This is a genomic window from Paraburkholderia sp. J10-1, assembly GCF_905220165.1.
Lineage (GTDB): Bacteria > Pseudomonadota > Gammaproteobacteria > Burkholderiales > Burkholderiaceae > Paraburkholderia.
In genome coordinates, this window is the sequence record NZ_CAJMYW010000013.1 from 35,809 (window position 1) to 50,677 (window position 14,869).

Consider the following 14,869-nt stretch of genomic DNA (forward strand, 5'->3'; position numbering starts at 1 on the left):
CGTTGCGGCCATAAAAAAAATTCCGCGGTTAAGTGCATCCCGCGAGGGCGGCTGCGCAGCCTGGCGCAGCCTGAAAACCCTGTTGGGACGCCGCTTAACCGCGGCACATTCAGCTCTTTTAGCCTGCCTCGTTGAGCGTTAGACAGACAATTGAAGCCTTAGTTTAGGCGAGCATGGAGGCCTTGTAAATCATAGACTTCCAGGTTCTTCAGGTAGCGCAGACCCTCGACGGCCGCGCGTGCGCCCGACATCGTCGTGTAGTAGGTGACCTTGTTGGCCTGCGCGCTCATGCGGATCGAACGCGAATCGGCGATCGCCGAGCGGGTTTCGTCGACGGTCGTGAACACGAGCGAAATCTCGCCGTTCTTGATCATGTCGACAATGTGCGGACGGCCGTCCTTCACCTTGTTCACGACCTTCACCGGCACGCCGGCCGCCTCGATCGCGGCAGCCGTGCCGCGCGTGGCGACGATCGGGTAGCCGAGTTCGTGCAGCATGCGCGCGACTTCCACGGCCTTGGGCTTGTCGGCGTCCATCACGGTGATGAAGACGGTGCCCGACTCCGGCAGGCGCGAACCCGCCGCGAGCTGCGACTTGAAGAGCGCTTCGCCGAACGTCTTGCCCACGCCCATCACTTCGCCGGTGGAACGCATTTCCGGTCCGAGCACCGGGTCGACGGTCGGGAACTTGATGAACGGGAACACCGCTTCCTTCACGCTGAAGTAAGGCGGCACGACTTCCTTCGTCACGCCCTGGTCCGCGAGCTTCTGGCCGACCATTGCGCGCGCCGCGATTTTCGCGAGCGGCAGGCTGGTCGCCTTCGAAACGTACGGCACGGTACGCGAAGCACGTGGGTTCACTTCCAGCACGTAGATGATGTCCTTCTTCGAACCGTCATCCTGCGGCACTTGCTGGATCGCGAACTGCACGTTCATCAGGCCGACCACGTTCAGCGCCTTGGCCATCGCGGCGGTTTGACGCTTAAGTTCGTCGACCGTTTCCTTCGACAGCGAGTACGGCGGCAGCGAGCAAGCCGAGTCGCCCGAGTGCACGCCCGCCTGTTCGATGTGCTCCATCACGCCGCCGATAAACACGTCGGTGCCGTCGGAGATGCAGTCCACGTCGCATTCGATCGCATCGTTCAGGAAGCGGTCGAGCAGCACCGGCGAGTCGTTCGACACCTTCACGGCCTCGCGCATGTAGCGCTCGAGGTCGCGCGGCTCGTGGACGATTTCCATGGCGCGGCCGCCCAGCACGTACGACGGACGCACGACGAGCGGGTAGCCAATTTCGTCGGCGAGCTTCAGCGCTTCGTCTTCGGCACGCGCGGTGCGGTTCGGCGGCTGGCGCAGGTTCAGGTCCTGCAGCAGCTTCTGGAAGCGTTCGCGGTCTTCCGCCGCGTCGATCATGTCCGGCGACGTGCCGACGATGGGCACGCCATTGGCTTCGAGGTCGAGCGCGAGCTTCAGCGGCGTCTGGCCGCCGTACTGCACGATCACGCCAACCGGCTTTTCCAGGTCGACGATTTCGAGCACGTCTTCGAGCGTGAGCGACTCGAAGTACAGGCGGTCGGACGTGTCGTAGTCGGTCGACACCGTTTCCGGGTTGCAGTTGACCATGATCGTTTCGTAGCCGTCTTCGCGCATGGCGAGCGCGGCGTGCACGCAGCAGTAGTCGAACTCGATACCCTGGCCGATCCGGTTCGGGCCGCCGCCCAGCACCATGATCTTCTTGTTGTTCGTCGGGTTGGCCTCGCACTCGTCCTCATAGGTCGAGTACATGTAGGCGGTCTTCGTCGCGAACTCGGCCGCGCAGGTGTCCACGCGCTTGTAGACCGGGCGCACGTTCAGCTCGATACGACGCTTGCGCACGTCGGCAGCATTCGCGCCGAGCAGCTTCGCCAGGCGGCGATCCGAGAAACCGCTCTGCTTGAGGTAACGCAGTTCGTCCTTCGAAAGGCTCTCGAGCGTGCGGCCACGGACAGCGGCTTCCTTCTTGATGATTTCTTCGATTTGCGCGAGGAACCACGGGTCGATCGCGGTTTCTTCGAAGATCTCTTCGCGCGTCATGCCCACGCGGAACGCGTCGCCCACGTACCAGATGCGGTCCGGACCGGCTTCGCCGATCTCGCGGATGATCTCGTCGCGGCTCGTGGTCTTTTCGTCCAGACCGTCCACGCCGACTTCCAGACCGCGCAGCGCCTTCTGGAACGACTCCTGGAACGTGCGGCCGATGGCCATCACTTCGCCCACCGACTTCATCTGCGTGGTGAGACGCGGGTCGGCTTCGCGGAACTTCTCGAACGCGAAACGCGGAATCTTCGTGACAACGTAGTCGATGGTCGGCTCGAACGAGGCCGGCGTCTGACCGCCCGTGATTTCGTTCTTGAGCTCGTCCAGCGTGTAGCCGACGGCCAGCTTCGCGGCGACCTTGGCGATCGGGAAGCCCGTGGCCTTCGAAGCCAGTGCCGACGAACGCGACACGCGCGGGTTCATTTCGATCACGATCATGCGGCCCGTTTTCGGGTCGATCGAGAACTGGACGTTCGAACCGCCCGTGTCCACGCCGATTTCGCGCAGCACAGCCAGCGAGGCGTCACGCAGGATCTGGTATTCCTTGTCGGTGAGCGTTTGCGCCGGTGCGACGGTGATCGAGTCGCCGGTGTGAATGCCCATCGGGTCGAGGTTTTCGATCGAGCAGACGATGATGCAGTTATCCGCCTTGTCGCGGACCACTTCCATCTCGTATTCCTTCCAGCCGAGCAGCGATTCTTCGATCAGCAGTTCGCGCGTAGGCGACAGATCGAGACCGCGCTTGCAGATCTCTTCGAATTCTTCGCGGTTGTACGCGATGCCGCCGCCCGAGCCGCCGAGCGTGAACGACGGACGGATCACGACCGGGTAGCCGCCCGTGCCGGTGGCTTCGGAGATTTCGCCCTGCACCTTGAGCGCCTCTTCCATCGAGTGCGCCACGCCCGACTTCGCCGAACCGAGACCGATCTTGGTCATCGCGTCCTTGAACTTCTGGCGGTCTTCGGCCTTGTCGATGGCTTCCGGCGATGCGCCGATCAGCTCGACGTTGTACTTCTTCAGCACGCCGTGGTGGTGCAGGTCGAGCGCGCAGTTCAGCGCGGTCTGGCCGCCCATCGTCGGCAGGATCGCGTCGGGGCGCTCCTTCTCGATGATGCGCTCCACCACTTCCCACGTGATCGGCTCGATGTAGGTGACATCGGCCGTGTTCGGGTCGGTCATGATCGTCGCCGGATTGCTGTTGACGAGGATGACCTTGTAGCCTTCTTCACGCAGCGCCTTGCATGCCTGCGCGCCCGAATAGTCGAACTCGCACGCCTGGCCGATGATGATCGGACCCGCGCCGATGATGAGAATGCTCTTGATGTCTGTCCGCTTGGGCATAACGCTCTCGCTAAATATTCCTGTGTCTTTTTACGTCTGGCGGCTTGCTGCTTTCTTTGCCTGCCGCCCGGGTACGCGCGTGGGCCGTTATTCAACCCGGCTCGCTGCGCACCCTGCTCTGCGCATTCGCTTCGGCTTCAGCGCGACGCTTACGCCTTCGCCTTGTCCATCAGCGCCGTGAAGCGGTCGAACAGATAGCCAATGTCCTGCGGGCCCGGCGACGCTTCCGGGTGACCCTGGAAGCAGAACGCGGGCTTGTCGGTCAGTTCGAAGCCTTGCAGCGTGCCGTCGAACAGCGACACGTGCGTGACGCGCGCGTTCGCGGGCAGCGTGGCGGCGTCGACCGCAAAGCCGTGGTTCTGCGACGTGATCACCACGCGGCCGTCGGCCAGATCCTTGACCGGATGGTTCGCGCCGTGGTGGCCCGTCTTCATCTTCAGCGTCTTCGCGCCGACGGCGAGGCCCATGATCTGGTGACCGAGGCAGATACCGAACGTGGGAATGCCGCGTTCGATGAATGCCTGCGCCGCCTTGATCGCGTAGTCGCACGGTTCCGGGTCGCCCGGGCCGTTCGAGAGGAACACGCCGTCCGGGTTCAGCGCGAGCGCGTCTTCAGCCGTCGACTGCGCCGGCAGCACCGTCACATCGCAGCCGCGTTCGGCCAGCATGCGCAGGATGTTCTGCTTCACGCCGTAGTCGAACGCGACGACCTTGTACTTCGGCGCCGACTGCGTGCGGTAGCCTTCGCCCAGACGCCATTCCTTGGTGTTCCACGTGTACGACTTGTCCGTCGAAACGACCTTCGCGAGGTCCATGCCCGCGAGGCCCGGGAACGAGCGCGCGAGTTCGATGGCCTTCGCTTCGTCGTCGGAACCGGCGAGGATCGCGCCGTTCTGCGCGCCCTTGTCACGCAGAATACGCGTGAGCTTGCGCGTATCGATGCCGGCGATGGCGACCACGCCTTCGTCCTTCAGATACTGGCCGAGCGTGCGCTCCATGCGGAAGTTCGAGGCGAGCACGGGCAGGTCGCGGATGATCAGACCGGCGGCATGGACTTTCGTGGCTTCGACGTCTTCGGCGTTGACGCCGACGTTGCCGATATGCGGATACGTGAGGGTGACGATCTGGCGAGCGTAGCTCGGGTCGGTCAGGATTTCCTGATAACCGGTGATGGCCGTGTTGAACACGACTTCACCGATCGTATGACCCGGCGCGCCGATCGAGTAACCACGAAAGACCGTGCCGTCGGCGAGCGCGAGCAGAGCGGGAGAGAATGACGGCAACACGGGAGACTCCTTGGGGGAGCACCCTGTGCCGACCTGTTATCCGACGTTGCGATCTTGCGACCTGAGAGCGGCTGCGGCGTCGGCATCCTTTTCTGTGAAGATCAGGATGCGCGCGCGGCTCGCTCGCTACGCGACCCCATCAGCGGTCGACCGTTGTGGCGCCGGGCCACGAGCGCGCGTTTGTGACGCGGGATCGGGCGGCAGCCGGCCAGTTGACGATGAAGCGCGGGCGGCGGATGAACGGATGGGAAGAGGTAGGCGCTAGGGTGCGGGTTGATAAGCTCAAACCTTGAAATTATAGCGCGAAAGTCACCTTTCCTTCAAATTCCAGGATGACGCTGGCGACGGAGAGCGTGCTCGCAGCCCGGTGCACGGCCCTATCCACTATAGCGGGCGGACGCGTGGCGGCAAGCGCCGCTTCTGTTTTTGGCACCCACCAATGAAAACGCCGCCACCTGGCAGGGTGACGGCGTCAAACACAACAAAAACGGAAAAGTGATCGGAGCGAAATACCATGCGCTGCCCCCGCAACGCATGTTTGAGCACCCTTCGCCAGCCGCTATTTTGTCTGGTGCTTCTGCGCGTGGGTTTCGGCCTTCGCGCGGCTTGCCGCACCCTTCGACGCCTTGCTGGGCGCGGCGCTGACCGTCTTGGCCTTGACAGGTTCGGAAACCTTGACGACCTCGGTGCGCGCGCGACCGTGCTTCTTATCGTATCGCGACTTCGACCCGGTGTCTGCAACGCGAGTGCCAATTCGCTGCACGGCACCACCAGAAACGTTCGCTGCCAGACGTTCCGGCCCCGGTTCGCTCGGCATCGCCTTATTGACCGGCACGTGCAGCACCAGCACCTGACCCGGCGCGACGTAGTCGCGGTGAGTCTTGTTCCACGCCTTCAACTGCCCGAGCGACACGCCATAGCGGCTCGCAACCGTTTCCATCGACTGCTTGCGGCGCACGCGGATCAGCATCTTGCGCGTGTCGGGCACGTCCGGCTCCATGGCCAGCACGGCGCTTTCCGCCACGTCGGCGCTGATGTCCTCGTCGTCGCCGTCGTCGGTGCGCGGCACCACGAGCGTCGAACCCGCCTTCAGGCGCATGCCCGCTGGAATCTTGTTCACCGACATCAGCGTGTCGGCGTCAACACCGATCTTCTGCGCGATCGCGGCCGGCGTGGCGCGCGAGTCGGTCGTGTAGACGGTCCAGGAGGAAAGCTGGCCGGAATAGGCCTTCAGGTTGCGCTCGAACGCGCTCGCGTTGTCGAACGGCAGCAGGATCTGCGGGTCGGTCGCACCGAGAATGATGGGCTTCTTGAACGACGGGTTCAGCGAGCGGAACTCGTCGGTCGTCATGTTCGCGAGCTTGGCGGCGACGTCCACGTCGATGTCGTGCGAGGTCGTGACCGTGACGAAATACGGATGGTTCGGAATGGACGGCAGCGTGAGCCCGTACTGCTGCGGGTTCATCACGATGTTCTTGACCGCCTGCAGTTTCGGCACGTAATTACGTGTTTCGTTGGGCATGCGCAGGCTTTGATAGTCGGTCGGCAAGCCCGCCGCCTCGTTGCGCGCAATGGCGCGCTGCACGTTCCCCTCGCCCCAGTTGTAAGCGGCAAGCGCGAGATACCAGTCGCCGAACATGTCGTGCAGGCGCGAGAGGTAGTCGAGCGCGGCGCTGGTCGAGGCCAGCACGTCGCGGCGCTCGTCCTGCCACATGTTCTGCTTGAGGTTGTAGGTGCGGCCCGTGCCCGGCACGAACTGCCACATGCCGGCGGCCTTCGCGACCGACAGCGCCTGCGGGTTATACGCGGATTCGATGAACGGCAGCAGCGCGAGCTCGGTGGGCATGTGACGCGCCTCGAGCTCTTCGACGATGTGATAGAGGTACTTCTGCGAACGCTCGGTCATGCGCGCGACGTAATCGGGCCGCTGGGCGTACCAGTTGGCGTTCATGTCGACGAGGTCGCTCTGCAGGTCGGGCATCTGGAAGCCGCGGCGAATGCGCCCCCAGAGGTCGGCGTCGGGGCTCGTGAGCTGATCGACGGAACCTTGATCGACGTTAATGGTTTCCCTTGCTGCGGAGGTCTTACGAATGAGGTCGGCGTTGGCCTGGGCGTTGGCTGGTGCTAGAGAACTCGCAGACGGTCCCCCACTCGCACAGGCGGCGAGCATGAGGACCAGCAGCGCACTGAGTATGAATCGCATGAAAATCTACATCCGCATGGCTGGAATTTGCAGCCGATAGTACGGAACGTGCCCGTTTCCGTCAATCGGAATTATTTGAAAAAAATCCATGAAATCCGCAGCTTGGGCGTGATTCCATACGATTGGGTTGAGCATGCCCCCTAACCTGGTTGGGTCAGCGGAACCGATTCTTCCATTCACGCATCATGGCGAAAGCAGCCAGCCGGTCCGGCACTGATTCGTGCAGTGCGTCGGTGAGCGCGGCCTGCACCGACGCATCGCCTGCACGCAGGAACGGATTGACTGCGCGCTCGTGCGCGATCGTCGTTGGCAGCGTCGGCACGCCGCGCTCACGCAGCGCCGCCGCTTCGCGGCTCCACTCGCGCAAATCGGCGTTTTCGGGATCGCAGGCGAGCGCGAAGCGAATGTTTGACAACGTGTATTCGTGTGCGCAATGCACGTGGGTGTTGCCGGGCAGTGCCGCGAGCGCGTCGAGCGAGTCGAGCATCTGCGCGGGCGTGCCCTCGAAGAGGCGGCCGCAGCCGCAGGCAAAGAGCGTGTCGCCGCAGAACACGTGCGGCGTGCCGGCGGCATCCGCCGCCTGAAAATAGGCGATGTGGCCGCGCGTGTGGCCCGGCACGTCGATCACCTTCAAGTCGAGCGCTGGGGCATCCAGACGGACGGCGTCGCCACCCTTCACACGCGTGACGAACGGGTCGAGCGGGCCGAGCGCCTCGCCGGCCGGGCCGTATACAGGGACGACGGCGTCGGCAAGCAGGTCCGCCACACCGCCGACGTGGTCGTTGTGGTGATGGGTGAGTAAAATAGCGACGAGCCGCCAGCCGCGCTGCGCGAGATACGCGCGAACCGGAGCGGCGTCGCCCGGATCGACGGCAACGGCGTTCTGGCCGTCCGAAACGACCCAGATGTAATTGTCTTCAAAAGCCGGAACCGGTACGTACTCGTAGGCGCACGCATCGCTCGAACGCGCGTACTCAAGCGGACTCTTCATGGGGCGACGTATTCTTCGACATGTCTGACCGATTGATTATAGACTGGCCCGCCTGGACCGCCTCGCCCGCTGGCAGGTATGTGCTCGGCTGGGAGCAGGAGCAGCTCGACCGCGTGGTCTCGAACATATTCGGCTACCATGCGCTGCAGCTCGGCCTGCCGCAGCTCGACGCCCTGCGCGAGAACCGCATGTCGTGCCGCGGTCTCGTGCTCGACGCCGCCAGTGCCGCCAGCGCTCCCTACTCCGTACCCGGCGCGCCGGCGCATGCGCACCCGAACGGCGGGCAGACCATGCCCGGCGCGAACGGCGCAACGCCAGACCGCAGCCCGTTGCTGCACGCGCCCGCAGGCCGCAGCACCGTGTGGTGCGACTATCTCGATCTGCCGTTCGAGGCGCAGAGCGTCGACCTCATCGTGATGCCGCACACGCTCGAATTCACGAGCGACCCGCACCGCCTGCTGCGCGAAGCCGAACGCGTGCTGATGCCCGAAGGGCAATTGCTGATCGTCGGTTTCAACTCGCTTTCGCTGTGGGGCGCGCGCCAGTCGGTCGGCAAGCTGACCGGCCATCCGTTCCTGCCGGCGCGCCAGGACCTGATCGCGTTCACGCGGCTGAAAGACTGGATCAAGCTGCTTGGCTTCGAGCTTGAACGCGGGCGCTTCGGCTGCTATCGTCCGCCGCTCTCGACCGACCAGTGGCTCGGCCGCTACGGCTTCATGGAAGCCGCGGGCGACCGCTGGTGGGCGATTTTCGGCGCTATCTATATGGTGACGGCGATCAAGCGCGTGCGCGGCATGCGCCTCGTCGGCCCACGCAAGGTCAAGAAGCCGGTGCTGGCTGCGAGCCTGAAGCCCGCGGCCACCACCCCTTCCCCAACACGCAACAAGGACTCATGAGCACACCCGACTTCGTCGAAATCTTCACGGACGGCGCCTGCAAGGGCAACCCCGGCCCCGGCGGCTGGGGCGCGCTGCTGCGTTTCGGCACGCAGGAAAAAGAACTGTTCGGCGGCGAGGCCGGCACGACCAACAACCGCATGGAACTGATGGGCGTGATCGCCGCGCTCGAAGCGCTCAAGCGCCCGTGCAAGGTGATCGTGCACACCGACTCGCAGTACGTGCAAAAAGGCATCAGCGAGTGGATTCACGGCTGGAAGAAGAAAAACTGGATGACGGCCGCCAAGACGCCGGTCAAGAACGACGACCTCTGGAAGCGCCTCGACGCGCTCGTCGCCCAGCACGAGGTGGAATGGCGCTGGGTGAAGGGTCACGCCGGCCATCCGGAGAACGAGCGCGCCGACGCGCTCGCGAACCGCGGCGTCGCCACGCTCGCCGAACTCTGAGACCGCTTGCCGAAACCGCCTTGCGGCTGCCCCACGCTTTCACGCTTTACAAGACATGCGCCAGATCATTCTCGATACCGAAACCACCGGCCTGAACGCCCGCACGGGCGACCGCATCATCGAAATCGGCTGCGTCGAGCTGGTGAACCGCCGGCTTACCGGCAACAACCTGCACTTCTACGTGAACCCGGAACGCGACAGCGACCCGGGCGCACTCGCCGTGCACGGCCTCACGACCGAGTTCCTCTCCGACAAGCCGAAGTTCGCCGAAGTCGCGGACGAGATCCTCGATTTCGTGCGCGAGGCGGACATCATCATCCACAACGCGCCGTTCGACATCGGCTTTCTCGACGCCGAGCTCGCGCTGCTCGGCAAGCCGGGGTTCAAGGAGCATTGCGGCGAGGTGATCGACACGCTCGTGCAGGCCAAGCAGATCTTCCCGGGCAAGCGCAACTCGCTCGACGCCCTGTGCGATCGCTTCGGCATCAGCAACGCGCACCGCACGCTGCACGGCGCGCTGCTCGACTCGGAACTGCTCGCCGAGGTCTATCTCGCGATGACGCGCGGCCAGGAGAGCCTCGTCATCGACATGCTGGGCGAGCACGCCGCGACCGGTGCGGCCGCCGCGCCGCGCGTGCAGCTCGAGTCGATCGATCTGCCGGTGATCATGGCGAGCGACGAAGAGCTGAGCGCGCATCAAGCCGTGCTCAACGAGCTCGACAAGGCGGTCAAGGGAACGTCCGTGTGGCGCACCGAACCTGCCCCGGCCGAAGAAAATACGGCCGATGCGCAAAATGCTTAAAAAAGGGCTTTACAAGATCGGAAACGCCCTGCATAATCTCAATCTCTTCGGGTGGTTAGCTCAGCGGTAGAGCACTGCCTTCACACGGCAGGGGTCACTGGTTCGATCCCAGTACTACCCACCAGAATTCCTGGTGTTGGTAACGACAAACACCGAAGAATAAAAGGCCTCGTTGCGAAAGCAACGAGGCCTTTTGCTTTGCGCGAAGAAAGATGCGATCTCGCCCCCGAGGATTACCCTTGCCTACCCGCCTGGGGTGGTTGCTCCGGGTAGCCATGCTCCTAAGGTAACGCCAGATACCGGCACTACCGAAGCGCGATCTACGATGCCGCGCACGGACAAGGAGACATCATGAACGCACCGCGCGTCGCCGCCCCTCTCTTCCATCTCGAATTCACGGCTCGCCCGTCCTGATTCCACCGCACCGGTCCCGGCGCGAAGCCGTCCTGCGCGCGCCGGTCCACGTCCTTGCGTTGCCCGCAACACCCCGGCGCCAGCCGGCACAACGAGATCGCCCATGTCCACTTCATCTTCCTGGCAGCCGAAGTCCGCCTGGACCGTCACGGCCCTGCTCACCGTGCTCGCCATGATCAACTTTCTCGACAAGATCGTTCTCGGCATGGTCGCGGTCCCGCTCATGGCCGACATGCACCTCTCGCCTGCGCAGTTCGGTTTTGTCGCCGGCAGTTTCTTCTGGCTCTTCTCGACCTCGACGGTTCTCGTCGGCTTTCTCTCGAATCGCATCGCGACCCGATGGATCCTGCTCGCCATGGGCGCAAGCTGGTCGATCCTGCAACTTCCTCAGGCCTTCACCACCAGCACGCTCGCGCTGCTGGTCTGCCGCGTGATTCTCGGCGCGGCGGAGGGCCCTTCGTTCCCGACCTCGGTCCACTCGCTCTTCAAGTGGTTTCCGGACCAAAGACGCAGTGTGCCCGTGGCCGTCATCAACCAGGGCGCGGTCGTCGGCATGGTGCTGGCCGGCCTCGCGATTCCCGCGATCACCCAGCGCTGGGGCTGGCGCATGAACTTCCTCGTACTCGCCGCGATTGGCGCGCTCTGGTGCGTCCTGTGGCTGGCCTTTGGCCGCGAAGGCACCCTGGACGCCGTACGCCGCACGCCGTCCGGCTCCACCGTGCAAACGCCAGACACTGGCGGCTCCGCCCGCTTGCCCTACCGCAAGATCCTCACCGACGCCTCCGTTCTCTCGATCTTCCTGCTCGGCTTCGTCGCCTACTGGCTACTCGGCCAGACGATCACGTGGCTGCCCACCTACCTCGAAAAGGGACTCGGCTTCGGCGGCATTGCATCGGGACGTCTCTTCGCGCTGGTCATCGCATTCGCTGCGCCAGTCAACATCGGGCTGAGCGCCCTCTCCCAGCGCATGCTCCAGCGCGGCGCGACCACGCGCGAGGCCCGCGCACGGCTTACGAGCGTCGTTACGATCGCGGGCGGACTGCTCTTCCTCGCGCTGGCAGCGATCGATCTCACGCCGATGCAAAAGGTGTTCTGCTATGCCGTGGCGGCCGCACTGCCCACGTTCTGCCTGACGCTCGCGCCCGCCATGCTCGCCGAAATGGTGCCGCTTGCCCAGCGCGGCTCGATCATTGCGATCAACACTGCGGTCGCGAGCCTCGGCGCGGCGATCGGGCCGGCCGTTGTCGGCCGGCTCGTCCAGGCTTACGCAGCGTCCGGCGCGCGTGCTTATGAAATCGCCATTGCACTAACGGCCGTGCTGCTGATCCTCGCGGCGATCGTTGCGTTGCGCTGGCTCAACCCCGAACGCTCGTTGCGCACGCTTGGCGAAGCCGCCACACCGCTCACCGCCTGAACGAACACGTCACGCGTTTGCCGCAATGCGGCGCGCGTGAGCCGTCAATACGACGAGCATCACAATCACAACCACAAATACATATCGATACTGGAGAGTGACATGCAAGTAACCATTAGTAGACCTAACGAACCTGAATCTCTTACCCCGCAAACAGAAAGCTGGCCATTCACGCTCACTCGCCATACCCCGGCCATCGGCGCAGAAATCGGCGACATCGACCTGCGCGATCCGCTCGACGACACAACCTGCCTCGCCCTGCGCCGCGCGCTCCTCAAGTACAAGGTCCTGTTCTTCCGCGACCAGGACATCACGCCCGCGCAGCACGTAGCCATTGCCCGGCGCTTCGGCGAACTGGAAGTCCACCCGACGTTTCCGCATCATCCGGACCACCCCGAGCTGGTCATTCTCGGGCGCAACGACGCGAAACGCGGGCGCGAGAATCTCTACCACTCCGACGTATCGTGGCGCGAGATTCCGTCGATGGGTTCGATGCTGCGCTGTGTGCAGTGTCCCGAAGTCGGCGGTGACACGATGTGGATCAACATGGCCGCGGCCTACGAAGGCCTGCCCGACGACATCAAGACGCGCATTACCGATCTCACTGCGGTCCACGATTTTCTGCCGCTGTTCGGGATCGCGGTTCCCGAAGACCAGCACGCGGAGATGAAAAAGCACTTTCCGCCCGCCACCCACCCGGTCGTGCGCACGCATCCTGAAACCGGCGAGAAAATCCTTTACGTCAACGAGGCATTCACAACCCATCTGGCCAACTACGGCCATAAGACCGTCGACCAGTACCGCGTGGGCTTCGACTTCAAGCTCGCCGAAATGGAACTGCTGCAGTTTCTGTTTCGTCAGGCGCAGGTGCCCGAGTATCAGGTGCGGCTCAAGTGGCGTGCGAACACGATTGCCTTCTGGGACAACCGGTCGTGCCAGCACTACGCCATTCAGGACTACTACCCTGCGGTGCGCCACATGATGCGCGCGACCGTGATTGGCGACCGGCCGGTTTGAGCCGATCGCGTCGCGATCAGGAAATGGACGATGAAAACACTGAACCGCTTCTATATCGACGGACAATGGGTCGAGCCTGCGCAGCACGGTGCGGGCGCCGCCTCGTTCGACATTGTCGATCCTGCCACCGAAGAACGGATTGGCACGCTGGCGATGGGCAATCAGCAAGACGCCAATAGCGCCGTCGCCGCGGCGCGCGCCGCCTTTCCAACATGGTCCGAAACCCGCCGCGAGACGCGTATCGCGCTGCTCGAACGCGTCGCCGCGATCTATCGGCGGCGCCTGCCCGAGATCGCCGATGCCGTGCGCCAGGAAATCGGCGCGCCGATCTCGCTGTGCAATGCGCTGCAAGCGCCGATCGGCCTCGCCCAGCTGCGCGCGGCGATCGACACCCTGCGCGACTTTGCGTTCGAAACGACGCACGGCAAGAGCTACGTGTGCCGCGAGGCAATCGGCGTCGCCGCGCTCATCACGCCCTGGAACTGGCCGCTGAACCAGATCATGGCCAAGGTCGCGCCGGCACTCGCCGCAGGCTGCACCGTCGTGCTCAAGCCCTCGGAAATCGCGCCGCTCGACGCCATGATCTTCGCCGAGATCATGCACGAGGCTGCTACGCCGCGCGGTGTGTTCAACATGGTGTTCGGCGAAGGCCGCACGGTCGGTGCGCGGCTCGCGTCGCACCCTGACGTGGACATGGTTTCCATCACGGGCTCGACCCGCGCGGGCGTCGAGGTGGCGATCGGCGCGGCGCCTACCGTCAAGCGTGTCGCGCAGGAACTGGGCGGCAAGTCTGCCCTGCTGATTCTCGACGACGCCGATCTGCAGTCCGCCGTGGCAAGCGGCGTTGCGCAGTGCATGGCGAATTCCGGGCAAACCTGTATCGCCCCGACACGCATGCTGGTCCCGCGCACGCGCTACGACGAGGCGGTCGCGATCGCGGCGGCAGCCGCCAACGCGATCCCGGTCGGCGATCCGGCAGACCCGGCAACGCGCATGGGCCCAATCTCGAACCGCGCACAGTACGACAAGGTGCAGCGCATGATAGAAGCCGGCATGGCGGAAGGCGCACGCGTGGCGGCAGGAGGCCTTGGCCGCCCGCCCGGCCTGGCGCGCGGCTTCTACGCACGGCCGACAATCTTCGCCGGCGTGCACAACGGCATGACGATCGCACGCGAGGAGATCTTCGGCCCGGTGCTGGCGATCATTCCCTACGACGACGAAGAGGACGCCATCCGGATTGCGAACGACAGTGTCTATGGGCTCGCTGGCTACATCGCCACAAGCGACCCGCAACGCGCGCGCAAGGTGGCCGCGCGCCTGCGTGTGGGTTCGGTGCGCATCAACGGTGCGATGCTCGATGTGAGCGTGCCGTTCGGCGGTTACAAGACGTCGGGGAACGGCCGCGAATATGGCGCAGAGGGGCTGGCCGAGTTTCTCGAGTGCAAGTCGGTGACGATGTAAGTCGCCATCAAACGCTGCGCTTCGCAAACGAAGCGGAAAGCAGCGCTTGCTGCGCACCGCCTTCATCTCCTCCCCCAAAAAAAGCGGGACCGGCTTTCCGGTCCCGCTCTGCGCTCACACCGCTTATCGACACCCTAGAAAGTCGAAAGCGTCAATGTGTTGGTCACCGAGGTCACACCGGCCACGCTCTGGGCAACGCGCGTGGCCTGCTCGATCTGCGCCTGCTCCGGCACCCATCCCTCGAGCGTCACTGCGCCATTGGCCGCGCGCACGGTGATGCCGCTCGCGCGCAGCCCCTTCGCTTTCGCGAGCGCGTTCAGCACGCGCCGGCGCAGCGCGCGGTCGGCGGCCTTCGCCGAGGCCGGCGTTGCGCCGACGGAAGCCGCGGCGGCAACGTGCGCGGAAGACGACGCCTCGCCGCCTTGCGCGTGAGCCTGCAACGATGCGGCAAGCAGCATGGCCACGGCAAGCGCCCGGCCGTTGCGAATGACATTCATCCTGGTCCCTCCTTGTTGATGGCGAGTGG

11 protein-coding genes and 1 tRNA gene are annotated in these 14,869 nt (G+C 64.3%); 7 read left to right on the forward strand and 5 right to left on the reverse strand.

Translation table 11 applies throughout. The features are described from left to right. Nucleotides 1-158: 158 nt before the first annotated feature. The 4 genes from carB to gloB all read right to left on the reverse strand — a co-directional run bounded on the left by carB (nucleotide 159) and on the right by gloB (nucleotide 7,893). The gene (gene carB / locus U5A65_RS30515; RefSeq protein ID WP_321912458.1) at nucleotides 159-3,413 is read right to left on the reverse strand and encodes a carbamoyl-phosphate synthase large subunit; all 3,255 of its coding nucleotides are present in this window, start codon (nucleotides 3,411-3,413) and stop codon (nucleotides 159-161) included. Between the two features lie 149 nt (nucleotides 3,414-3,562). Continuing rightward, the gene (gene carA, locus U5A65_RS30520) at nucleotides 3,563-4,699 is read right to left on the reverse strand and encodes a glutamine-hydrolyzing carbamoyl-phosphate synthase small subunit (protein WP_321948753.1); all 1,137 of its coding nucleotides are present in this window, start codon (nucleotides 4,697-4,699) and stop codon (nucleotides 3,563-3,565) included. A gap of 559 nt (nucleotides 4,700-5,258) precedes the next feature. Continuing rightward, on the reverse strand, nucleotides 5,259-6,902 hold the full coding sequence (locus U5A65_RS30525; RefSeq protein WP_321912462.1) for a transglycosylase SLT domain-containing protein: 1,644 nt from the start codon (nucleotides 6,900-6,902) through the stop codon (nucleotides 5,259-5,261). Nucleotides 6,903-7,056: 154 nt separating this feature from the next. Then, nucleotides 7,057-7,893 carry a hydroxyacylglutathione hydrolase gene (gene gloB, locus U5A65_RS30530; protein ID WP_321912464.1) on the reverse strand — a complete coding sequence of 279 codons (837 nt, stop codon included), beginning with the start codon at nucleotides 7,891-7,893 and terminating at the stop codon, nucleotides 7,057-7,059. Nucleotides 7,894-7,913: 20 nt separating this feature from the next. On the opposite strand from gloB, the gene U5A65_RS30535 reads away from it, so the two are divergent. The 7 genes from U5A65_RS30535 to U5A65_RS30565 all read left to right on the forward strand — a co-directional run bounded on the left by U5A65_RS30535 (nucleotide 7,914) and on the right by U5A65_RS30565 (nucleotide 14,343). After that, nucleotides 7,914-8,789: a class I SAM-dependent methyltransferase gene (locus U5A65_RS30535; protein ID WP_321912466.1), complete on the forward strand. Its 876-nt coding sequence runs from the start codon at nucleotides 7,914-7,916 to the stop codon at nucleotides 8,787-8,789. Then, nucleotides 8,786-9,235 carry a ribonuclease HI gene (rnhA, locus tag U5A65_RS30540; RefSeq protein ID WP_158758222.1) on the forward strand — a complete coding sequence of 150 codons (450 nt, stop codon included), beginning with the start codon at nucleotides 8,786-8,788 and terminating at the stop codon, nucleotides 9,233-9,235. Before U5A65_RS30535 ends, rnhA begins: the two co-directional genes overlap by 4 nt. A 55-nt stretch (nucleotides 9,236-9,290) precedes the next feature. Further along, nucleotides 9,291-10,037 (forward strand): DNA polymerase III subunit epsilon, encoded by a 747-nt coding sequence (gene dnaQ / locus U5A65_RS30545; protein WP_321912470.1) that lies wholly within the window; start codon nucleotides 9,291-9,293, stop codon nucleotides 10,035-10,037. A gap of 49 nt (nucleotides 10,038-10,086) precedes the next feature. Continuing rightward, a tRNA-Val gene (locus U5A65_RS30550) sits at nucleotides 10,087-10,161 on the forward strand. 393 nt (nucleotides 10,162-10,554) lie between these two features. After that, nucleotides 10,555-11,865 (forward strand): MFS transporter, encoded by a 1,311-nt coding sequence (locus U5A65_RS30555; protein ID WP_321912472.1) that lies wholly within the window; start codon nucleotides 10,555-10,557, stop codon nucleotides 11,863-11,865. 102 nt (nucleotides 11,866-11,967) lie between these two features. Then, nucleotides 11,968-12,882, forward strand: a complete 915-nt coding sequence (locus U5A65_RS30560; RefSeq protein WP_321948754.1) for a TauD/TfdA dioxygenase family protein — start codon at nucleotides 11,968-11,970, stop codon at nucleotides 12,880-12,882. A gap of 30 nt (nucleotides 12,883-12,912) precedes the next feature. Beyond that, nucleotides 12,913-14,343, forward strand: a complete 1,431-nt coding sequence (locus tag U5A65_RS30565) for an aldehyde dehydrogenase family protein (RefSeq protein ID WP_321912476.1) — start codon at nucleotides 12,913-12,915, stop codon at nucleotides 14,341-14,343. Nucleotides 14,344-14,477: 134 nt separating this feature from the next. Here U5A65_RS30565 and U5A65_RS30570 read toward each other — a convergent pair whose 3' ends face one another. Next, on the reverse strand, nucleotides 14,478-14,840 hold the full coding sequence (locus U5A65_RS30570; protein ID WP_321948755.1) for a BON domain-containing protein: 363 nt from the start codon (nucleotides 14,838-14,840) through the stop codon (nucleotides 14,478-14,480). Nucleotides 14,841-14,869 lie beyond the last annotated feature (29 nt).

Excerpts from the sequence above, each read along its gene's own strand:
- carB (WP_321912458.1), bottom strand. The coding sequence starts at position 3,413 with ATGCCCAAGCGGACAGACATCAAGAGCATTCTCATCATCGGCGCGGGT.
- U5A65_RS30525 (WP_321912462.1), bottom strand. The coding sequence starts at position 6,902 with ATGCGATTCATACTCAGTGCGCTGCTGGTCCTCATGCTCGCCGCCTGT.
- gloB (WP_321912464.1), bottom strand. The coding sequence starts at position 7,893 with ATGAAGAGTCCGCTTGAGTACGCGCGTTCGAGCGATGCGTGCGCCTAC.
- U5A65_RS30535 (WP_321912466.1), top strand. The coding sequence starts at position 7,914 with ATGTCTGACCGATTGATTATAGACTGGCCCGCCTGGACCGCCTCGCCC.
- rnhA (WP_158758222.1), top strand. The coding sequence starts at position 8,786 with ATGAGCACACCCGACTTCGTCGAAATCTTCACGGACGGCGCCTGCAAG.
- dnaQ (WP_321912470.1), top strand. The coding sequence starts at position 9,291 with ATGCGCCAGATCATTCTCGATACCGAAACCACCGGCCTGAACGCCCGC.
- U5A65_RS30555 (WP_321912472.1), top strand. The coding sequence starts at position 10,555 with ATGTCCACTTCATCTTCCTGGCAGCCGAAGTCCGCCTGGACCGTCACG.
- U5A65_RS30560 (WP_321948754.1), top strand. The coding sequence starts at position 11,968 with ATGCAAGTAACCATTAGTAGACCTAACGAACCTGAATCTCTTACCCCG.
- U5A65_RS30565 (WP_321912476.1), top strand. The coding sequence starts at position 12,913 with ATGAAAACACTGAACCGCTTCTATATCGACGGACAATGGGTCGAGCCT.
- U5A65_RS30570 (WP_321948755.1), bottom strand. The coding sequence starts at position 14,840 with ATGAATGTCATTCGCAACGGCCGGGCGCTTGCCGTGGCCATGCTGCTT.